The organism is Kutzneria sp. 744, from assembly GCF_000568255.1.
Classification (GTDB): domain Bacteria; phylum Actinomycetota; class Actinomycetes; order Mycobacteriales; family Pseudonocardiaceae; genus Kutzneria.
The window spans coordinates 268175-288560 of record NZ_KK037166.1; the positions used below are offsets into that span (position 1 = coordinate 268175).

Annotated in this window: 17 protein-coding genes and 3 pseudogenes; 10 read left to right on the forward strand and 10 right to left on the reverse strand. The window is 70.4% G+C overall.

The genetic code is table 11. The annotated features are described in order from the left end of the window. From KUTG_RS01325 to KUTG_RS01355, 9 genes and pseudogenes are all read left to right on the forward strand, one after another. A partial coding sequence (locus tag KUTG_RS01325) for a hypothetical protein (RefSeq protein ID WP_043714322.1) occupies positions 1–309 on the forward strand: 309 nt, incomplete at its 5' end. 367 nt (positions 310–676) lie between these two features. After that, positions 677–2317 carry a helix-turn-helix transcriptional regulator gene (locus KUTG_RS01330; RefSeq protein ID WP_043714323.1) on the forward strand — a complete coding sequence of 547 codons (1641 nt, stop codon included), beginning with the start codon at positions 677–679 and terminating at the stop codon, positions 2315–2317. A gap of 286 nt (positions 2318–2603) precedes the next feature. Then, entirely contained in the window at positions 2604–2969 is a 366-nt protein-coding gene (locus KUTG_RS62960; protein ID WP_232241403.1) for an FAD-binding protein, read from the forward strand. A gap of 87 nt (positions 2970–3056) precedes the next feature. Continuing rightward, positions 3057–3848 carry a BBE domain-containing protein gene (locus KUTG_RS62965; protein WP_232240588.1) on the forward strand — a complete coding sequence of 264 codons (792 nt, stop codon included), beginning with the start codon at positions 3057–3059 and terminating at the stop codon, positions 3846–3848. Between the two features lie 100 nt (positions 3849–3948). After that, positions 3949–4770 (forward strand): NAD(P)H-binding protein, encoded by an 822-nt coding sequence (locus KUTG_RS01340; RefSeq protein WP_043714326.1) that lies wholly within the window; start codon positions 3949–3951, stop codon positions 4768–4770. Further along, positions 4767–5690, forward strand: a complete 924-nt coding sequence (locus KUTG_RS01345) for an MBL fold metallo-hydrolase (protein WP_198046951.1) — start codon at positions 4767–4769, stop codon at positions 5688–5690. Before KUTG_RS01340 ends, KUTG_RS01345 begins: the two co-directional genes overlap by 4 nt. Positions 5691–5880: 190 nt before the next feature. Then, positions 5881–7008, forward strand: a pseudogene (locus tag KUTG_RS01350) (HD-GYP domain-containing protein); the annotation flags it as partial. A 230-nt stretch (positions 7009–7238) separates the two neighbouring features. After that, positions 7239–7334, forward strand: a complete 96-nt coding sequence (locus KUTG_RS65640; RefSeq protein WP_304413680.1) for a hypothetical protein — start codon at positions 7239–7241, stop codon at positions 7332–7334. A gap of 132 nt (positions 7335–7466) precedes the next feature. Continuing rightward, a complete protein-coding gene (locus tag KUTG_RS01355; protein WP_043714328.1) occupies positions 7467–7829 on the forward strand; it encodes a hypothetical protein in 363 nt (120 codons plus the stop codon). A gap of 53 nt (positions 7830–7882) precedes the next feature. Here KUTG_RS01355 and mmsB read toward each other — a convergent pair whose 3' ends face one another. From mmsB to yjfF, 8 genes and pseudogenes are all read right to left on the reverse strand, one after another. After that, entirely contained in the window at positions 7883–9124 is a 1242-nt protein-coding gene (mmsB, locus tag KUTG_RS01360) for a multiple monosaccharide ABC transporter permease (RefSeq protein ID WP_084578764.1), read from the reverse strand. Then, the gene (gene mmsA, locus KUTG_RS01365; protein ID WP_043714330.1) at positions 9121–10659 is read right to left on the reverse strand and encodes a multiple monosaccharide ABC transporter ATP-binding protein; all 1539 of its coding nucleotides are present in this window, start codon (positions 10657–10659) and stop codon (positions 9121–9123) included. The genes mmsB and mmsA overlap by 4 nt, the downstream gene beginning before the upstream one ends. Positions 10660–10664: 5 nt before the next feature. Continuing rightward, positions 10665–11795 (reverse strand): multiple monosaccharide ABC transporter substrate-binding protein, encoded by a 1131-nt coding sequence (gene chvE, locus KUTG_RS01370; RefSeq protein WP_043714332.1) that lies wholly within the window; start codon positions 11793–11795, stop codon positions 10665–10667. Between the two features lie 26 nt (positions 11796–11821). After that, a pseudogene (locus KUTG_RS55230) lies at positions 11822–12187 on the reverse strand (L-arabinose isomerase); the annotation flags it as partial. A 162-nt stretch (positions 12188–12349) separates the two neighbouring features. After that, positions 12350–13477 (reverse strand): annotated as a pseudogene (locus KUTG_RS01375) (L-arabinose isomerase); the annotation flags it as partial. Positions 13478–13497: 20 nt separating this feature from the next. Further along, positions 13498–14178, reverse strand: coding sequence for an L-ribulose-5-phosphate 4-epimerase (locus KUTG_RS01380; RefSeq protein ID WP_043714335.1), 681 nt, complete (start codon positions 14176–14178; stop codon positions 13498–13500). Further along, positions 14175–15854, reverse strand: coding sequence for a ribulokinase (araB, locus tag KUTG_RS01385; RefSeq protein ID WP_232240589.1), 1680 nt, complete (start codon positions 15852–15854; stop codon positions 14175–14177). Before araB ends, KUTG_RS01380 begins: the two co-directional genes overlap by 4 nt. Positions 15855–15883: 29 nt before the next feature. Continuing rightward, complete coding sequence (gene yjfF, locus KUTG_RS01390; RefSeq protein WP_043727875.1) at positions 15884–16852, reverse strand: galactofuranose ABC transporter, permease protein YjfF; 969 nt, start codon at positions 16850–16852, stop codon at positions 15884–15886. A 263-nt stretch (positions 16853–17115) separates the two neighbouring features. Between yjfF and KUTG_RS01395 the strand changes: the two genes are divergently transcribed. Then, on the forward strand, positions 17116–18351 hold the full coding sequence (locus KUTG_RS01395) for an IS110 family RNA-guided transposase (RefSeq protein WP_043714337.1): 1236 nt from the start codon (positions 17116–17118) through the stop codon (positions 18349–18351). 29 nt (positions 18352–18380) lie between these two features. On the opposite strand, the gene KUTG_RS01400 is transcribed toward KUTG_RS01395, so the two are convergent. Together KUTG_RS01400 and KUTG_RS01405 are read right to left on the reverse strand one after the other, a co-directional pair. Beyond that, positions 18381–19400 carry an ABC transporter permease gene (locus KUTG_RS01400; protein WP_043714339.1) on the reverse strand — a complete coding sequence of 340 codons (1020 nt, stop codon included), beginning with the start codon at positions 19398–19400 and terminating at the stop codon, positions 18381–18383. After that, positions 19397–20323 carry an ATP-binding cassette domain-containing protein gene (locus KUTG_RS01405; RefSeq protein WP_369794416.1) on the reverse strand — a complete coding sequence of 309 codons (927 nt, stop codon included), beginning with the start codon at positions 20321–20323 and terminating at the stop codon, positions 19397–19399. The genes KUTG_RS01400 and KUTG_RS01405 overlap by 4 nt, the downstream gene beginning before the upstream one ends. Positions 20324–20386 lie beyond the last annotated feature (63 nt).

The following is a 20386-nucleotide window of genomic DNA, read 5'->3' on the forward strand; positions in this document are numbered from 1 at the left end:
CGCGTCGCCGCCGAGGTTCGCCGGCTCCCGTTGCTGGTCGTCGGCGTGCACCGGGACGGGGCCGGCCTGTGCACACACCGTGCGGCCGAGGTGGTCGGCCTCGGCCCGCTGTCGCCGAGCGAGTCCGCCCTGCTGTTGTCGACCGCCGTCGACGGCGCCGACACGGCCGTGGTGCGGCGGGCGGCGGAGTTGTCGGGCGGCAATCCGCTCTATCTCAGGACTCTGGCCCGTGCGGCGGCGGACACGCTGCGCAGCGGGGCGGCCTGGGAGGACGCCGCCGGTGCGGCGCCCGCGTGCGGCATCTCGTGACGGCAGCGATGCAGGCCGCCGGCGGGGAGGCCGCAGCAGCGGTCGAGGCGCTGACGGTGCTCGGGCCCGACACGGAACCTGACGTGGTGGCGCGGCTGATCGGGGTCGACTCGCCGAGCGCCGCGCTCGAACGCTTCCTCCCCGCCGTGCCGGCCGGGTTGGTGGAGATCGCGCCCGGTGACCGGGTCCGGTTCGCTCACGTGCTGGTCCGCGACGCGGCGTACGCCTCGCTGTCGCCGTCACGGCGGGCGTCGCTGCACCGGGCGGCCGCGGAGCTGCTGGAACCGCTGGCGGTCGGCCGCGACGAGCGGGCCGGTGCGGTGGCCGAGCACTGGCATCGCGCGGGCGAACCCGGCAACGCGATCCCGTGGGCGATCCGCGCGGCGGAGGCGGCACGAGCGGCCGGCGCCTACGAGCAGTCGGCGTCCTATGGCGCCTGGCACTCGACGCCGGCGCGCCGGACCGGGCCGAACTGCTACTCGACCTGGCCAGGGTGCAGTACCTCGCCGGCCACATCGGACAGAGCGCCCAGACCTGCGAGCAAGCGGCGGAAGACGGCGAGCGGACCGGCCGTGGCGAGGTCGTGGGCCGCGCCGCGATCATCGTCCAGGGCGTCGGGCATCCCGAGGTCAATCGCCGGCTTGAGGACCTGTGCCGCCGCGCGCTCCGCCTGCTCGGCGCCGACGCGCCGGCCGCGCTGCGGGCCAGGGTCGAGGCGCAGCTGGCGTGTGTGCTGTTCGAGCTCGAAGAGAACGACGAGGCGTCCCGCCGGTCGCGCAGCGCGCTGGAGCTGGCGATGGCCAGCGGCGACCCGAACGCCGAGCTGGACGCGATCAGGGCCCGGGCCGGAGTCGAGTGGCGGCCGCGGTTCAACGAGGAGATGGGCGCGCTCGGGCGGCGGGCGATCGAGCTGGCCGAGCCGGCCGGTCGGCCGATGGCCCGGTTGTGGGCCCACATCTGGCTTTCGGACGCCGCCGTGCACCGGGCGGACCCGGCGGGCGTGGCCCGGGAGGTCGGCGCGATGTCGGCGCTGGCCGACCGGACCGGACTGCCCCTGGTGCGGTGGCATGTGTTGCGCCGTCAGGCATCGCTGGCCGCGCTGTACGGGGATTTCGCCGCCAACCGCCGGCTGCGCGTCCAGGCCGCCGACGTCGCCGCGGACTGGGCCGACAGGTCCGTGCAGTTCACCGAGCTCGCCCAGTCGATCGGCCTCGCGCTGCTGCGCGGCGACCCCACCGATCTTGCCCCCGGTTGGGCGGACCACCTGGCGGAGATGCGTTCCTATCCGCCGGTCGCGCAGGCCGCTCTCGCGTCCGCAGTGCTGTTGGCCGGTCGGCGGGACGAGGCGCTGGCGCTGGCCGGGCCGCTCGTTCACGCCGTGTCCACGCTGAGTCGGGGTCTGGCCTCCGCGGCGCTGGCCTATCTGCCCGGTCTGGCCGTCGAATTCGGCGACCAGGCCGGGTGCCGGGCGGTCCGCGAGGTGCTGTCCGGGCTGTGCGACGAGTCGGACGTGATGGGAGCGGGAACCGTGTCGTACGAGGGTTCCGCCGCCCGCATGCTGGGCGAGCTGGACCTCGGCTGCGACGAGCCGGCCGCCCCGTGCGGCATTTCGAGGCGGGTACGGATCGACGCCCAGCTCGGCGCGGCGCCGTATGTCGCGCTAGGTCGCCTGGGACTGGCCCGTGCGCTGGAGCTGACCGGCGATCGCCGCCGGGCCGTCGAGCTGGCCCGCGCCGCCGCGGCCGACGCGCGGCGGCTGGACATGCCCGGCCTGAGGCGGGCCGCGGACGCATTCCTGGCCTCGGCCGGGGCCAACGCCGAAAACCCGCTGACGCCCCGGGAGCAGGAGATCACCGATCTGGTCGCTCAGGCGCTCACCAACCGGGCCATCGCGGACCTGCTTGTGCTGTCCGAACGCACCGTGGAAAGCCACGTCCGGAGAATCCTCGCCAAGACCGGCCTGAGCACCCGCACCGAGCTGGCCCGCTGGTTCCTCCAACAGCGCTGAACATGTCTCCATCTGGCGAATTCATGTCCCGATAAGAGGTTGACTCACTTCGTTCACATCTCCCCCGGGCAATGGCGGCTGCCCGACCGGCCGACCCGGCTTGCGGGACAGCCGTCGGTCACGTTGCCTGGGAAGTGTGACATTCGACGATTCATCTGTGTCGCCCAATGATGCCGCTTCACTCGCTGCCGTTGTGGCGGGTCAGGTTCTGCTGCCGGGCGACGAGGGATATGACAATGAGCGGGCCGTCTTCAATCTGAATCACGAGCTGACGCCCGCGGTGATCGTGGTCGCAGAAAACGCGGCGGACGTCCAGGCGGCGGTCGCGTTCGCGGCGGCCCGGCGACGGCCGGTACTGGTGAAGACCACCGGCCACCAGATGGTCGGCACGGCCCGGGGCGCCGTCGTGATCGCGACCCACCGGATGAACGCCGTGGTCATCGACGCGGTCGACCACACCGCCCGCGTCGGCGCCGGGGCGCCGCGGGGCGAGGTCGTCGCGGCGGCGTTTTTTGTTTCGGCCTGGCCCCGCTCAACGGCTCGAATCCCACGGTCGGGGTCTCCGGCTACACCTTGGGCGGCGGCCTCAGCCCGACCCTCTTCTGCGTCCACGGCTACGCCGCCGACCACGTGCGCTCGCTGGAGGTGGTGACCGCGACGCGAGCTGCGGCACGTCGACGCCACGTCCGAACCCGAGCTGTTCTGGGCGCTGCGGGGCGGCAAGGGCAACTTCGGCGTGGTGACCGCGCTCGAATTCGATCTCTTCCCGGTGCCCCGCGTCTATGGTGGCGGCCTCTATTTCCCCGGCGACCGAATGGCCGACGTGCTGCACGCCTGGACCGCCTGGCTCCCGGACACGCCGGAAACCATGGTCTCGTCGTTCGCCGCATTGCGACTGCCGCCGTTGCCCGAACTGCCCGAGCCGCTGCGTGGCGTGTTCGCCGTGACAGTGCGATTCGCTTTCAGCGGCCCGGCCGAGGACGGCGAGCGGTTGATCGCACCGCTGCGGGCGATAGCGCCGGCAATCATGGACACCGTGCGCGACATGCCGTACAGCGAGGTCGCATCCATCCACGACGAGCCGACCGAGCCGCTGCCCTATTACGAACGGGGCATCATGCTGCGGGAATTCCCCGAGCAGGCACAGGACAAGCTGATCGAACTCGTCGGCCCCGGCTCCGACACCACCATGTGGATCGCCGAGCTGCGGGCCCTGGGCGGGGCGTGGGATCGCGAGCCCGCCGTGCCCAACGCCGTGGCGACCAGGGGCCTGCCGTACAGCCTTCTGGGCGTCGAGGTCGGACCGCTTTCGCAGCAGCACCAACTCAAGCAGTCCGTCGCCGCCCTGCTCGACGGCATGGCGCCCTGGCAGAGCGACCGCCGGCTGGTCAACAACCTCGCCCCGGAGGAGGCCGTCGACGCCGCCGCGATCTACGGCCCGGAACGCTACGCGCGGCTCGTGGCCGTCAAGAAGGCCTACGACCCTGCCAACATGTTCCGGATCAACCACAACGTGTCGCCGACAACCTGAGCCGACAACGTCCTGACAGCAGAGGAGGCCGGCCACGTTGCCATGTCGGCGATCCGGCAAACGACCATCCGCGCCGAATGCCCGGGGCTAGCATGGGCGCATGATCGTTGTGGCCGGGGGGACCGGCAACGTGGGCCGAGAAATAGTTCGCCAACTGGTCGATGTGGGCGAAGCCGTGACCGCTCTGACGCGGGATCCGGCGAAGGCAAGGGTTCCGGCCGGCGCCACGGCGGTGGCCGCCGACCTGACGGAGCCGTCGACGCTGGGCCCGGCACTGACCGGCGCCAGCGCGGTGTTCCTGCTCAGCGGCTACTCGCCGGACATCTTCGCCGAGGCGGAGAAGGCCGGGGTGCGGCGGGTCGTGCTGCTGTCCGGCGGCTCGGCCGAGACCGGCGACCGCGGCAATGCCGTCGCGCGCTACATGATCGAGACCGAGGACGCGCTGCGGGTGTCCGGCCTTGCCTGGACGATGGTGCGGCCACGCATGTTCATGACCAACGCGTTCCAGTGGACGGCGCAGATCAAGGCCGGCGTGGTGCGGGCGCCGTGGGCGGACGTGCCGTCGGCGGTCATCGACCCGGCCGACATCGCGGCCGTCGCGGTAAAAGCACTGGTGTCGGCGGAACACGAGGGCCGCGAATACCCAGTGACCGGGCCGGAAGCGCTCCGGCCGGGCGATCGCGTGCGCATCCTCGGCCAGGCCCTGGGACGGGACCTGCGCTACGAGGCCCAGCCCGACGACGAGGCCCGGGCCGAGATGCTGCAGCAGATGCCGGCCGAGTACGTCGACGCGTTCTTCGGCTTCTACTCCGACGGAATCCTCGACGAGGCAACGGTTTATCCGACGGTCACCGAGGTCACCGGCCGCCCACCGCGCACGTTCGCGGACTGGGCCGTCGCCAATGTGGGGCGGTTCCAGTGAAAAAGCTGATCCTCGCGCTCGTTCTCCTGCTGCTGACGGCCACTCCCGCTTCGGCCCGGCCGTTTGACGTGGGCCGGGACGCGTCGCCGAATCCCGGCTCGGTCAACGTGCAGTGGATCTCCGCGCCGCTCGGTCTCATCGTGATCGACTCGGGCCGCACGCTGTCCGAGGCCTGCAAGATAGTCAAAGGACTGCGCGCCACCGGCCGTCCCGTGGCGGGGATCGTCATCACGCACGCGCACCCCGACCACGTCGGCGGACTCGGCGTGCTGCACAAGGCATTCCCGCACGCGCCGATGTACGCGACGGCCGCGACCACCACGGAGATCCGGACCGACTCGAAGGGCTTCTACGCGCTGACCCGGCAGATCGACGGGGCCGACTATCCTGCTGTGATGACCGTGCCGGACCACGTGATCACGCCGAACCAGCCGATCACCATCGGCGGCCTGCGGCTGGAGACCGCCGAGTTCGGCCCCGGCGAGACCGACGCCGCGACCGCGTTCTACGAACCGTTGAGCCACAAGCTCTTCCCCGGAGACGTCGTGTCGAACCACATGACCCCGGCGCTGCTGGAAGAGCACAGCTGTGGCTGGCTGGCGGACCTCGACCGGCTGCGCGCCCGTTTCCCGTACGCCCGGACGCTGTATCCGGGGCACGGCGCACCTGGGTCGCCGAGCCTGATTGCCAAGCAGGCGCAGTACATCCGGGACTTCCGGGCCTTCGTGGCGCCGGCGGCCGCGGCCGACTCCCCCGGCGGCGCGACGGTCACGCCCGAGGAGTTGGCGTCGGTGAAGGCCGAGATCGACAACAGGTACCCGAACTACCCGAACGTCGCCTCACTGCCGACCCTGATGGACGTCAACATCGCCGCCGTCGCCCACGAGCTCGCGACCGCCCCGGCCTGTCCCGCCGGCTGACCCCGTGCCGATCACCTCGTTACGGAAAGTAGCGGGGTGATCACGGCCTTTCCCTGTTGGCGCAGGTCACCACCGGTGGCACGCTGATACCGGGAGAGAGGCGGTGGCGATGTCCGGTCCTCGCCGGGCCGAGGTGCTGGCGGCGCTGTCGCTGGCCATCGACATCGGCCTGGGCCAGCCGATGGAGCACATGCTGCGCTCCGCGCTCATCGCCACCCGCCTGGCCGACCGCCTCGGCCTGGACGACACCCAACGGGGCACGGCGTTCTACGCGAACCTGGTGGCCTGGATCGGCTGTCATGCCGATTCGCACGAGTTGTCCCGTTTGTTCGGTGACGACATCGCGTTCCGCGCCGACTCCTACCAGGTGAACTGGCAGGGACTGCCGTTCCTGCGGCTGCTCGCCACCCACGTGGGCCAGGGCGAGGGCCCGCTGGACCGAGGCCTGAAGGCGGCGGCGTTCTTCGTCAACGCCAAGGGCCGCCTGTCCGACCTGATCCACTCGCACTGCGCCTCCGCCTCGCGGCTGGCCGACCGGCTGGGGCTGGGCGATCCCGTCCGCGACGCGCTGGTCTTCACGTTCGAGCGATATGACGGCTCGGGCCTGCCCAGCGGCCGCGCCGGCGACGACATCCCGATCGAGATGCGGGTGGTGCATCTCGCCGAGGTCGCGGAGGTGTTCCTGCGGCAGGACGGCACGGACGCCGCCGTGTCGATGGCGAAGGCCCGCAGCGGCAGTCACTTCGACCCCACGGTGGTGGAGGCGTTCGAATCCACCGACCTTCAGGGTCTGCTCGACGACGACGTGTGGACGGCCGCGCTGCGGCAGGCCCCGGACAGCGACAGGACGCTGAACGAACAAGAGCTGGACGACCTGCTGATTGCGATCGGCGACTTCGCGGATCTCAAGTGCCCCTTCACGATCGGGCACTCCCGTGGCGTGGCCGAGCTGGCGGCGGAGGCGGCGCGCGGCTGCGGTCTGTCCGAATCGGACATACGCCTGGTGCGGCGGGCCGCGCTCGTGCACGACCTCGGCCGCATGGGCGTGCCCAACACGCTCTGGGAGAAGCCCGGTCCGTTGTCTGAGGCGGAATGGGAGCGGGTGCGGCTGCACCCGTACCTGACCGGCCGCATCCTGCGTCGGGTCCCGGGCCTGGAGCAGGTCGCCACGATCGCCGCCGCCCACCACGAACGCCTGGACGGCTCGGGCTATCCGCTGGGCGCGGCCGGCGCCGCGCTGGCCCCGCTGTCGCGGCTGCTCGGGGCGGCCGACACCTACCACGCGCTGACCGAGGTGCGGCCGCACCGAGGCCCCCACAGTCCCGACAAGGCGGCCGAAATCCTGCGGTGTCAGGCCCGAGAGTCCAGATTGGACGCTCAGGCCGTCGAGGCGGTGCTGCGAGCCGCCGGTCACCCGGTCCGACAGCGCAGGGCCTTCCCCGCCGGGTTGACCGGCCGCGAGGTCGAGGTCCTACGCCTGGTGGCCGCCGGCCGGTCCAACCGGGACATCGCCTGCTGTCCATCAGCGAGAAGACCGTCCGCAACCACGTGGAGCACATCTACGCCAAGATCGGCGTCTCCAACCGCACCGGTGCCGGCCTCTTCGCGCTGGAACACGGCCTCACCGGCGCCTTCCCGGCCTAGCTCCCGTCGAAGATGGGGCGAGCGCCCCATGCGACCGGCCCCCGGGACAGGCGAGGCTCGTAGCCGACGGAAACCTGCTGGAGGAGCCGCACCTCGGCGTTCCTCGTTCGGCTACCGAAAGGAACCATCGCCATGACCACTCAAGGCGAACTGTTCGCGCGGGCCATCGCCGCGCGCGACGCCGGCGCCCTGCGCGCGGTGCTGGCCGACTCCGTGGCGTTCGAGGCGCTCACCCCGGGGCGGCACTGGACGTCCACCGACGCCGACGAGGTCGTCGACAAGATCATCCTCGGCCCCTGGTTCGGCGTGCACCAGGGCGACATCGAGCTGTGCGCGGTCAACACCGGCCAGGTCGGCGACTGCCACGAGGTCGGCTACCGGTTCCGCGTGCGCAGCGCCGACGCCGACCGCATGGTCGAGCAGCAGGCCTACTACACCGCGCGGGACGACCGGATCGACACCATCCGCATCGTCTGCTCGGGGTACCAGGGCTAGGCGCTGACAGAAAGCCGGGGCCGGCCGACGAAGGCCAGTCCCGGCTCCGTCTCTCAGCGGGCCGCGGCGCCGCGGCGCTTGGTCCAGATGTCGTAGGCCACCGCGGCGAGCAGCACCAGACCCTTCACCAGCATCACCTGCTCGCTCGGCGCGCCGATCAGCGACATGCCGTTGTTGATGACGGCCATGATCAGGCCGCCGGTGATGGCGCCGACCACCTTGCCCACACCGCCCTGGACGGCGGCGCCGCCGATGAAGGCGGCGGCGATGGCGTCCAGCTCGAACGAAGTGCCCGCGGTCGGACCGGCCTGGTTGAGCCGGCCGGCGAAGATCACGCCGGCCAGCGCCGACAGCACGCCCATGTTGACGAAGATCCAGAACACCACGGACTTCACCTTGACGCCGGACAGCGTCGCGGCCTGGAGGTTGCCGCCGATGGCGTAGATTCGGCGGCCGAACACCGCGCGCGTGGTCAGCGCCGAGTAGAACAGCACGAGCGCGGCGAGCAGCACCAGCACCCAGGGAATGTTCTTGAACCGCGCCAACTGCACGACAACGGCGAGGACCACGACACCGGCGCCACCGGTCTTGAGCAGGAACACCGGCAGCGGATCGACCGCTTGCAGGTACTGGAGCCGCCCCCGGCGGGCCCGCCACTGCGACACCGCGATCCCGGCCACGACCAGCACGCCCACCAGCAGGCTCACCAGGTCGGCCCCGCCCAGCGGGCCGAGGCCGATGTTGCCCAGGTAGCCGTCGGTGAAGCCGTTGGACAGCGTGCGGATCGGGTCCGGGAACGGCCCGATGCCCTGGTTGCCCAGCACGGTCAGGGTCAGCGCGCGGAAGACCAGCATGCCGGCCAGCGTCACGATGAACGCCGGGATGCCGAAGTACGCGACCCAGTAGCCCTGCCACGCGCCGATCAGCCCGCCGACCACCAGCGTGATCAGCAGCGCCGGCAGCCACGGGATGTCCAGGTTGACCATCAGCACCGCCGACACCGCGCCGGTCACGGCGACCACCGAGCCCGCGGACAGGTCGATGTGGCCGGCGATGATGATCAGGATCATGCCGATGGCCAGGATCAGCACGTACGAGTTCTGCACGATGATGTTGGAGATGTTCTCCGGCTGCAGCATCGTGCCGCCGGTCAGCACCGAGAACAGCACGACGATCAGCGCGAACGCCACGTAGATGCCGCTCTGCCTCGGGTTGAACGAGAACCGGCGCGGCTCGCGGGGCCGCGGCAGCGTGCCGGAGATCTGCTCGGTGGCCGGGGACGCGGTGCCGCTCATGGGTTCTGCTCCTGGTTCCTGGTCATGTGCCGCATCAGCCGCTCCTGGGTGGCCTGCTCCCGGCTCACCTCGCCGGTGATCCGGCCGGCGGCCAGCGTGTAGATCCGGTCGCACAGGCCGAGCAGCTCGGGCAGCTCCGAGGAGATGACCAGCACGGCCTTGCCCTCGTCGGCCAGCCGGTTGATGATCGAGTAGATCTCGTACTTGGCGCCGACGTCGATGCCGCGGGTCGGCTCGTCCAGAATCAGCACGTCCGGATCCGTGAAGATCCACTTGGACAGCACGACCTTCTGCTGGTTGCCGCCGGACAGCGTGCCCGTCAGGGTGTTCACGGTGGGCACCTTGATGTTCATGCTGGCGCGGAACCGGCCGGCGATCTGGAATTCCTCGTTCTCGTTGACCCAGCCGCGGCGGGCCAGCCGGGACAGGCCCACCGCGGAGATGTTGCGCTTGACGTCCTCGATGAGGTTGAGCCCGTAGCGCTTGCGGTCCTCGGTCACGTAGGCGATGCCGTTGGCGATCGCCTCCCGCACCGAGCGGACCTCGATCGGCCGGCCGTCCTTGACCAGGCGGCCGGAGATGTCCCGGCCGTAGGACCGGCCGAACACGCTCATGGCCAGCTCCGTGCGGCCGGCGCCCATCAGCCCGGCCAGGCCGACGATCTCCCCGCGCCGCAACACGAGATTGGCCCGGTCCACCACCGCATGGTCGGGCCGCGTCGGGCTGTGCACCGTCCAGTCCTCGATGCGCAGCGCCTCCGCGCCGATCTTCGGCTCGTGCGGCGGGAAACGGTGCTCCAGGTCCCGCCCGACCATGCCGGCGATGATCCGGTCCTCGGTCACGGTGTCGGCGGCCACGTCCAGCGTCTCGATGGTCCGGCCGTCGCGCAGGACGGTGATCGAGTCCGCGATCGCCATGATCTCGTTGAGCTTGTGCGAGACGATCACCGAGGTCACCCCGTCCGCGCGCAGGCCACGCAGCAGATCCAGCAGGTGCGCGGAATCGTCCGCGCCCAGCGCCGCGGTCGGCTCGTCCAGTATCAGCAGTCTGACCTTTTTGGACAGTGCCTTGGCGATCTCCACCAGCTGCTGCTTGCCGACGCCGAGCTCGCCGACCGGCGTGACGGCCGACTCCCGCAACCCCACCCGGTCCAGCAGCTCGCCGGCCCGCTGGTTGGTGCGGTTCCAGTCGATCAGGCCGCCGGACGCCTGCTCGTTGCCAAGGAAGATGTTCTCCGCGACCGACAGCTGCGGGCACAGCGCGAGCTCCTGGTGGATGATCACGATGCCGCGGCGCTCGCTGTCGCGGATCCCGCCGAACTCGCAGCGCTGCCCGTCGAAGGTGATCTCGCCGTCGTACGAGCCGTGCGGGTACACGCCGGACAGCACCTTCATCAGGGTCGACTTGCCGGCGCCGTTCTCACCGCAGATCGCATGGATCTCCCCGTGGCGCACGGACAGGCTCACGTCGGCCAGCGCGCGCACGCCCGGGAACGACTTGCCGATCCCGGCCATGGTCAGGATGAACTCGGTCATGGCCGCTACTTCAGCTCGCCCGCGGTGTAGTAGCCGGAGTCCACCAGCTCCTTCTGGAAGTTGTCCTTGGTCACGATCACCGGCTGGAGCAGGAACGACGGCACGACCTTCTTGCCGTTGTCGTAGTCCTTGGTGTTGTTGACCTGCGGCTTGGCCCCGGTCAGCACCGCCTGCGCCATGTCCACCGCGGTCTTGGCCAGCTGCCGGGTGTCCTTGAAGACCGTGGAGTACTGCTCGCCGGCGACGATGGACTTCACCGACGCGACCTCGGCGTCCTGGCCGGTGACGACCGGGTAGGGCTGGCCCGCGGTGCCGTAGCCGTTGCTCTTCAACGCGGACAGGATGCCGATGGACAGCCCGTCGTAGGGCGAGAGCACGCCGGCCACCTTGGCGCCGCCGTTGTAGGTCTTGGTGAGCAGGTCCTCCATGCGCTTCTGCGCGGTGGCCGGATCCCAGCGCAGGATGGCGCAGGTGGCGAAGTCGGTCTGGCCGCTGCGGACCACCAGCGTGCCCTTGTCCAGGTACGGCTTGAGCACGGACATCGCGCCGTTGAAGAAGAAGGTGGCGTTGTTGTCGTCCGGGGAGCCGGCGAACAGCTCGATGTCGAGCGGGCCCTTGACGCTCGGGTCGTCCGAGCCGTCGGCCTTCTTGACCTTCAGCCCGGTCAGCAGCGAGGTGGCCTGCTCGACGCCGACCTTGAAGTTGTCGAAGGTGGCGTAGTAGTCCACGGTGGACGTGTTGCGGATCAGGCGGTCGTAGGCGATGACCGGGATGTGCCGGTCGGCGGCGTCCTGCAGCTGCGTGGTCAGGGCGGTGCCGTCGATCGAGGCGACGATCAACGCCTTGGCGCCCTTGGTGATCTGGTTCTCGATCTGGTTGGCCTGGGTCGGGATGTCGTTCTCGGCGTACTGGAGGTCGACCTTGTAGCCCAGCTTCTCCAGCGAGCTGCGGATGTTGTCGCCGTCGTGGATCCAGCGCTCGGAGGACTTGGTCGGCATGGTCACGCCGACCAGCGCGCCGGCGTTGGACCCGGCGGCCGGGGCCTGGTCGACGGTCTTGACCGCCGAGCCGCACGCGGTCAGTGCCGCGCCGATGCAGAGGGCGACGCCGGCCGTCGCCCAACGTGCGAACTTCATGAGCACTCCTGTCAGTGTGCGAGCGGTCAGAATCCCTGGGCCAGCCGGTAGTAGGCCTGGTTCCAGCGGATGCGGTCGCCGAAGTCGGCGCCGTCGGTGTTCTTGTCGATCACCAGCAGTTCGGTGTTGAGCATGTGCGCGAAGTCCCGCAGCGCCTCCGCCCCGACGGCCTGCGTGAGCACCGTGTGGTGCGGGCCGCCGGCCGTCAGCCAGGACTCGGCGGACTCCGCGAGCGAGGGCGAGGGCCGCCACACCGCGCGGGCCACCGGCAGGCTCGGCAGCGGCTCGTCGGGCGGCACCACCTCGACCTCGTTGGCCACGAACCGAAAGCGGTCGCCCAGGTCGACGAGGCCGATCACCACGGCCGGGCCGGTCGCCGCGTCGAACACCAGCTCTACAAGCCATCCTGAAGCTATGACGCGCACTTGATGGCTGAATTTTTCAGGAAGCGTTATCTGTTGCGTAATAATTTGCACTACCCAAAAACTGAGACATCCTGCGCAAGACCATGCTTGTTTGCAAGCCCTGACTGGTTCAAGATCGGAACTTTATAGATCCTCCCGCCCGCCGATGCCCAGCGGGTGGATCTCGCAGGACGGCCGCGCGGCGGCGATGCTCGGGCAGACCTCCAGCATGTGCGCGCCGAGGATCTTCGGCTCGCCCGGCCCGAAGTGGTACGTGTAGTCCTCCATGAACGACGAGCCGAGCCCGGTCCCCCGGCCCATCGCCTTGATCGCGGCCAGCAGCGTCGCGGTCTTCCAGTCGCCCTCGCCGCCGAACCCGTAGCCGTCGGCCATCAGGCGCTGCACGGCGATGCCCGGCAGCTGGCGCAGCCCGCCGAGGTCCTCGAAGTTGGTGGTGAAGGCGCCGAAGCCGCCCTCGGTCAGGAACTGCCGCAGCCCGACCTCGATCCTCGCGGCGTACCGCAGGGACTCGTGCCGGTCGCCGCCCGGCGCCAATTCCGGACGCAGCGCATAGGAGGCAACGTAGTCGGCCACCACCTCGTCCACGGCGTTGTCCGCCGCCGCGTCCACGGAGGACACCAGGTCGTTGACGCCGTAGGTGTTGACCGAGACGCCGAAGCGCAGCTCGGCCTCCACCTTGTCGCCCTCGGTCACGGCGACGTCGCGCATGTTGTCGCCGAACCGGGCCAGCCGCAACGTCCTCATCCGGGCCAGGCCGATCGCCGCGCGGGTCCAGTCCTCGACCCGGCCGAGCAGCCGGGCGTCGGAGGCGTGCCCGGCCACGGTCTTGCGGGCCACACCGAGCCTGGTCTGCACGAAGCCGAACTCCCGGTCGCCGTGCGCGGCCTGGTTGAGGTTCATGAAGTCCATGTCGATGCTCGCCCACGGCAGCGACCGGTGCAGCTGCGTGTGCAGGTGCAGCAACGGCTTGCGCAGCGCGTCGAGCCCGGTGATCCACATCTTGGCCGGGGAGAAGGTGTGCATCCACGCGATCACACCGACGCAGTCCGGGTCCCCGTTGGCCGCCAGCATGACCCGGCGGATGGCGGCCGCGTCGGTGAGCACCGGCTGGCCGACGATCTCCGCCGGGATGCGGCCGGACGCGGTGAGCAGCTGCTGCACCTGCTCGGACTGGGCGGCGACCTGGCGCAGCGTGTCCTCGCCGTACAGGTGCTGGCTGCCGGTGAGGAACCACAGCTTCGGCTTGCTGGCGCTCATGGCTGGAATCTCCTGTGAGGTCAACGCTGTCCGTAGACGTTCTGGTAGCGGTGGTGCAGGCGGTCGATGTCCTCGCGGTCCAGCGCGAGGACATCGCCGAGCTGGTGTGCGATGTGGACGGTCCGGGCCACGTCCTCGACCAGCACCGCGGCCTTGACCGCCGCGCGGGCGTCCTTGCCGACGGTGAACGGCCCGTGGTTGCGCATGAGCACCGCCGGTGAACGGCTGGCCCGCAGCGTGTCCACGATGCCCCGGCCGATGGAGTCGTCGCCGATCAGCGCGAACGGGCCGACCGGGATCTCGCCGCCGAACTCGTCGGCGATCATCGTGAGCACGCACGGAATCGGCACGCCCCGCGCCGCCCACGCCGTGGCGTACGTGGAGTGCGTGTGCACCACCCCGCCGACTTCCGGCATGTGCCGGTAGACGTAGGCGTGCGCCGCGGTGTCCGAGGACGGCGCCAGGTCCCCCTCGACCAGCTCGCCCGACAGGTCGGTGACGACCATCGTGTGCTCGCCGAGCTCGTCGTAGGACACCCCGGACGGCTTGATCACCATGAGGTCCCGGTCGGGCACGCGCGCGGACACGTTGCCGGCGGTCCAGCTGACCAGGCCGTTGCGGGTGAGCTCGCCGTGCAGTTCGGCGACCGTGCGGCGCAGCCGGGCGATGGTCTCGCGCACATCGGCGCGGGCAGAGGTCACTGGTCTCGTCCTTTCCTGGCGTCCCGCCGGCGGCGCCTGAGCCGGCGCATGACCTCGTTGGCCCCACGGCCGAAGTGGTCGTGCAGGGTCAGGTACTCGGCGAAGAGCTCCTCGTAGACGGGCACGTTCTCCGGGATCGGCCGGTACACGTCGCGCTCGACCGAGCCCATGGCGGCGGCGGCCGCGCGGATGTCCGGGTACGCCCCGGCGGCGACGGCGGCGTGGATCGCCGACCCCAGCGCGGGCCCGTTCTCCGACGCGATCACCGACAGCGGCATGTCCAGCACGTCGGCGTAGATCTGCATCAGCAGCGGGTTGCGGAGCAGGCCGCCGGCCACGACGAACTCCGTCACCGGCACCTGGGCGTCGATGAACGCGTCGACGATGACCCGGGTGCCGAAGGCGGTCGCCTCCAGCAGCGCGCGGTAGGTGTCCTCGGCGCGGGTCGCGAGCGTCTGCCCGACGATCAGGCCGGACAGCTCGTGGTCGACCAGCACCGAGCGGTTGCCGCTGTGCCAGTCGAGCGCCACCAGGCCGTGCTCGCCGACCTCCTGCTGGGCGGCCAGGCCGGTGAGCAGCTGGTGCACGGAGAGGCCGAGCTCACGGGCCTTGTCGTGGTAGGCCGGCGGAACGCCGTGCTCGACGAACCAGCCGAAGATGTCGCCGACGCCGCTCTGCCCGGCCTCGTAGCCCCACAGGCCGGGCACGATGCCGCCCTCGACGACTCCGCACATGCCGGGCACCGCACGCAGTTCGGCGCCGTTCATCACGTGGCAGGTGGAGGTGCCCATGATCGCCACCAGCTGCCCGGGCTCCACGGCCTGCGCGGCGGGCGCGGTCACGTGGGCGTCGACATTGCCGACGGCGACCGCGATGCCCGGCGGCAGCCCGGTCCACGCGGCGGCCTGTGCCGTGAGCCGGCCGGCCACGTCGCCCAACTGCCCCAGCGGATGCGCCAGCTTGTCGGTGACGAAGCGTTCGAAGCCGGGGTTGAGCTCGCGCAGGTAGTCGGCGCTCGGGTAGGCGCCGTCCTGGTGGATTCCCTTGTAGCCGGCGGTGCAGGCGTTGCGGACGTAGTGTCCGGTGAGCTGCCAGACGATCCAGTCGGCCGCCTCGACGAACCGCGCCATCGCGGCGTAGACCTCGGGGGCTTCCTCCAGTATCTGCAGGCCCTTGGCGAATTCCCACTCCGAGGAGATCAGGCCGCCGTAGCGGGGCAACCACTTCTCGCCGCGGCTGCGGGCCAGGTCCGTGATGCGGTCGGCCTGGCCCTGCGCGGCGTGGTGCTTCCACAGCTTGACGTAGGCGTGCGGCTCGGACCGGAACTCGGCCAACTCGCACAGCGGAGTTCCGTCCTCGGTCACCGGAATCATGGTGCAGGCGGTGAAGTCGGTGCCGATGCCGATCACGTTGTCGCCGGACACGCCGGCGGCCCGGAGTGCGTTCGGCACGGCGTCGCGCAGCACGTCGACGTAGTCGGACGGCACCTGCAACGCCCAGTCCGGCGGCAGTGGCCGCCCGTGCAGCGTCTGCTCGATGACGGCGTGCGGGTACTCGAAGACCGCGCTGCCGAGCTCGGCGCCGTCCCGCACGCGCACGACCACGGCCCGGCCGGACAGCGTGCCGAAGTCCACGCCGACCACGAGCGGTTCCGTTAGCGCTAACAATCCGGCCACAGCGTTGTTTCCTCCCTCAGGTCGGCTGGTCAGCGGGTGCGGGCGAGCAACCGCTGGAGTGCGATGAACACGAACAACAGCACGCCGATCACGATCCGGGTCCACCACGAGCTGAGCGTGCCGTCGAAGGTGATCAGGGTCTGGATGATGCCGAGCACCAGCACCCCCAGCACGGTTCCCAGCACGTAGCCGGAGCCGCCGGTGAGGATCGTGCCGCCGATGACCACCGCCGCGATGGCGTCCAGCTCCATGCCCACGCCGCCGAGCGGATCGGCCGACAGCGTGTAGAAGGCCATCAGCACGCCGCCGAGCGCCGAGCACAGGCCGCTGATCGTGTAGACGGCGACCTTGGTGCGGGCCACCTTCAGACCCATGAGCAGCGCCGACCGCTCGCCGCCGCCGACGGCGTGCACGGTGCGGCCGAACCGGGTGAAGTGCAGGACGTACCCGGCGATCGCCACCACGACCAGCGCGATCACCACGCTCGGCGACACGTGCAGGCCGGCGCCGAGCGGGATCGGCGTCTGGGCCATGGTGGTGTACGTGTCGTCGGTGATCGTGACGGACTCGGTGCTGATCGTGTAGCACAGGCCCCGGGCCAGGAACATGCCGGCCAGCGTCACGATGAACGGCTGGATCTCGAAGTAGTGGATCACCAGCCCCATCAGGAAGCCGAGCAGCGCGCCCAGCGCCAGCACGGTCGGCAGCACCGCGTAGGCCGGCCAGCCCTTGTGCTGCAACAGGTCGGCCGAGGCCATGGTGGACAGTGCCGCCACCGAGCCGACGGAAAGGTCGATGCCGCCGGTGAGGATCACGAACGTCGCCCCGACCGCGACCACCAGCAGGAAGGCGTGGTCGATGAAGATGTCCAGGACGACCTGGCCGGAACCGAAGGCCGGATACCGGACGGCGCCGAAGCCGTACGCGCCGACCAGCAACGCCAGGGCGGCCAGCACCGGCAGATGACGCCGCTGCGGCCGGTAGGCCCGCAGGCGCATGGTCACCGCGGTCACTAGTGCACCCTCTTCCGTGCAGACGCCGTCATGGCGTGTGTGGTAGGAACCAGGCGGAAGCCGGGGTGACGGCCTAGTGTGGTCGCCCTTCGAGGGCCTGCATGACACTGCCGCCCCCGGCTTCCCCGGAACCGCGAAGCGATGACAAGAGGACGCGCCGTAGAGCGCCGGTTAGTGACCACTCCGCTGTCGGTTCCCTCGCCTCCGCCTGGCGCCTGCCCCGAGTCACGAACGGAAAGGCGACGGGGTTGTCGCTGCCAGACGCGTTGTTCTTCGTCGGGATCGACTGGGCGGCGGCCGAGCACGCCGTATGCGTGCTCGATCCCACCGGCCGTAAAGTCGCCGCGTTCACCATCGCCCACACCGCCGCCGGGTTCGCCGAGCTGGTCCGCAAGCTGGGCAAGCTCGCCGACTGCGAGCGGGCGCCGGTCGCGATCGAACGCCCGGACGGCCGCCTGGTCGACACGCTGCTGGAAGCCGGCTATCCGGTGGTGCCGGTCAAACCGAACGCGATCAAGACCTGGCGTGAAGCCGAGGTGCTCTCCGGCGCCAAGTCCGACCCCGGCGACGCCCACGTCATCGCCGACTACCTTCGAGTCCGCGCCCACCGGCTGCGGCCGGCGACGCCGTTCTCCAGCCACACCAAGGCCTTGCGGGCCACCGTGCGCAGCCGCACTGACCTCGTCGAGGCGCGCGTGGCCGCGATCAACCAGCTCGGCGCGCTGCTCGACGCGCACTGGCCCGGCGCCAAAGCGATCTTCGCCGACATCGAGTCCGCGATCGCCCTGGCCTTCCTGACCCGCTACCCGACCGCGGCCTCGGCCGCCCGCCTGACCGAGAAACAGCTGGCCGCGTTCTGCGCCAAACAGGGCTACTCCGGCCGCAAACCCGCCGCGGTCCTGCTGGCCCGTCTGCGTGACACCCCGGCTGGCATGACCGATCCCGTTACCTGCCACGGCGTCCGTGACGCGGTCCTGGCTCAGGTCGGCGTACTCACCGCGCTCAACACCGCGATCAAGAACCTGGACCGCTCGATCGCCGAGCAGATGGACACCCACCCCGACGCGGAGATCTTCCGGTCCTTCCCCCGCGCCGGCACCATCAACGCCGCACAGATCCTCGCCGAGTGGGGCGACGCCCGCGAAGCGTTCGGCCATCCCGACGCCATCGCCGCGCTGGCCGGCATCACCCCGGTCACCAAGGCCTCCGGCAAGCAACGCGGTGTCAGCTTCCGCTGGGCCTGCAACAAACGGCTGCGCACCGCGATCACCACCTGGGCGGCGAACAGCCGCTTCTCCAGCGACTGGGCCGCCGACATCTACAACCGCGCCCGCGCCGAGGGAAAGGACCACCCCCACGCCACCCGCATCCTCGCCCGCGCCTGGATCCGCGTCATGTGGCGCTGCTGGCAAAACAACACGCCCTACGACCCCATCCTGCACGGCGCAGCCCGACGCCAGGCCGAACACCAGATCGCGGCCTGACTTTGATCTTGAGGTTGACACAAGAGGTGTCATGACGCCACCTCCACCTGGTCGGATCGGGTCTGTACGGCCGTAGGTCGAGGGCGTCGTCGGCGTCCGGCCAGCTTGGCCCGGAAGGCCGGCGACTGCACCAGGCACACCACCGTGACCACGACCGCCTTGAACAGCAACGTTTCCTGGGACGGAATACCCAACGCGTACACGGTCGTGGTCAGCGTCTGGATGAGCAGCGCGCCGATCACCGTGCCGCCCAACGAGAACCGGCCGCCGGTCAGCTGCGTGCCGCCGATCACGACCGCCAGGATGGCGTCCAGCTCGATCCACAGCCCGGCGTTGTTGCCGTCGGCCCCGGTCACGTTGGAGCTGATGATCAGCCCGGCGACGCCCGCGCACAAACCGCTGAACACGTAGCACAGCCAGATCAGCCGGCCGGAGCGCAGCCCGGACAGGCGGCTCGCCTCCGGGTTGCCGCCGACCGACTCCAGCACCATGCCCAGCGCGGACCGCCGCACGATCAGCGAGGTCAGCGCGTAGACCGCCATCGCGATCAGGAAGGACAGCGGCAGCGTCAGCAGGTAGCCGCCGGCGATGGCCAGGAACGGCCCGTTGGTCACGGTGACGATCTGGCCCCCGGTGATCAGCTGCGCCAGCCCTCGGCCGGCCACCATGAGAATCAGTGTCGCCACGATCGGCTGGATCTTCAGACCCGCGACCAGCCAACCGTTCCAGGCGCCCAGCACGAGGCACAGCCCGAGCGCGAGGGCCACCGAGACGACCACGTTGGCGCCGGCCAGCTGCACGCAGGCGACCGCGCCGCTGACCGCGACGACCGCGCCCACCGACAGGTCGATGCCCCGGGTGGCGATCACCAGGGTCATGCCCACCGCGATCAGGATCAGCGGCGAGCCGTTGCGCAGGATGTCGATGAGGTTTCCGTACAGGTGGCCGTCGCGGATCTCGACGGCGAAGAACCGCGGCGAGACCACGAGGTTGCCCAGCAGCAGCGCGATCAGCGCCGCCGAGGGCCAGAAGAGGCGATGCCCGGTCATGACCGGCCTCCGTCCGCGATGGTCGCCATGATGTGTTCGGACGTCAGGCCCTGGTTGGGCAGCTGGGCGACGACCCGGCGGTCCCGCAGGACCACCACGTGATGGCTCAACCGCAGCACTTCCTCGAGTTCGGCCGACACGAACAGCACCGCCGTGCCGTCCTCGGACAGTGTCGCCACCAGCCGCTGGATCTCGGCCTTGGCGCCGATGTCGATGCCGCGGGTGGGCTCGTCCAGGATCAGCAGCCGCGGCTTGGTGGCCAGCCAGCGGGCCAGCAGGACCTTCTGCTGGTTGCCGCCGGACAGCGTGCCCACCACGGCCTCGGGATCGGCCGGGCGGATGTCGAGGGCCTCGATGTACCGGGCCGCCAGCTCCAGCTGGCGCCGTCGGGAGATCGGCCGCAGCCAGCCCCGGCCGGCCTGCATCGCCAGCGCGATGTTCTCGCGGATGGTGAGGTCGGCGATCAGGCCCTCGGTCTTGCGGTTCTCCGAGCAGAAGGCGATGTCGTGGCTCATCGCGGCCCGCGGCGATCGCAGCTGCACCCGCTCGCCGTCGATGTCCACGCTGCCGGCGTCCGCGTGGTCGGCGCCGAACAGCAGCCGGGCCAGCTCGGTCCGGCCGGATCCGAGCAGACCGGCCAGGCCGGTCACCTCGCCGCGCCGGATCGTCAGCGAGAACGGCTCGATGCCGCCGGCCCGGGCCAGTCCGTCGGTGGCCAGCAGCACCGGACCGTCCACTTCGGACTGCCGCGGCGCCTCGTCCAGCGCCGCCAGCTCCTTGCCGATCATCTCAGTCACCAACTCGACCGGGGTGATCTCCGAGGTCAGGTGCTCACCGACGAGCTTTCCGTTGCGCAGCACGGTCATCCGGTCGGCGATGGCGAAGACCTGGTCGATGAAGTGGGACACGAACAGGATCGCCATGCCGTCCGCCCGCAGCGCCCGCAGAAACGGTCATCAGCCGCTCCACCTCGCGCGCGTCGAGGC

What these genes read in the sequence shown, in the direction of transcription:
- KUTG_RS01340 (WP_043714326.1), top strand. Translation starts at nt 3,949, where the DNA reads ATGATCGTTGTGGCCGGGGGGACCGGCAACGTGGGCCGAGAAATAGTT.
- KUTG_RS01355 (WP_043714328.1), top strand. Translation starts at nt 7,467, where the DNA reads ATGACCACTCAAGGCGAACTGTTCGCGCGGGCCATCGCCGCGCGCGAC.
- mmsB (WP_084578764.1), bottom strand. Translation starts at nt 9,124, where the DNA reads ATGAGCGGCACCGCGTCCCCGGCCACCGAGCAGATCTCCGGCACGCTG.
- mmsA (WP_043714330.1), bottom strand. Translation starts at nt 10,659, where the DNA reads ATGACCGAGTTCATCCTGACCATGGCCGGGATCGGCAAGTCGTTCCCG.
- chvE (WP_043714332.1), bottom strand. Translation starts at nt 11,795, where the DNA reads ATGAAGTTCGCACGTTGGGCGACGGCCGGCGTCGCCCTCTGCATCGGC.
- yjfF (WP_043727875.1), bottom strand. Translation starts at nt 16,852, where the DNA reads ATGCGCCTGCGGGCCTACCGGCCGCAGCGGCGTCATCTGCCGGTGCTG.
- KUTG_RS01400 (WP_043714339.1), bottom strand. Translation starts at nt 19,400, where the DNA reads ATGACCGGGCATCGCCTCTTCTGGCCCTCGGCGGCGCTGATCGCGCTG.
- KUTG_RS01405 (WP_369794416.1), bottom strand. Translation starts at nt 20,323, where the DNA reads ATGGCGATCCTGTTCGTGTCCCACTTCATCGACCAGGTCTTCGCCATC.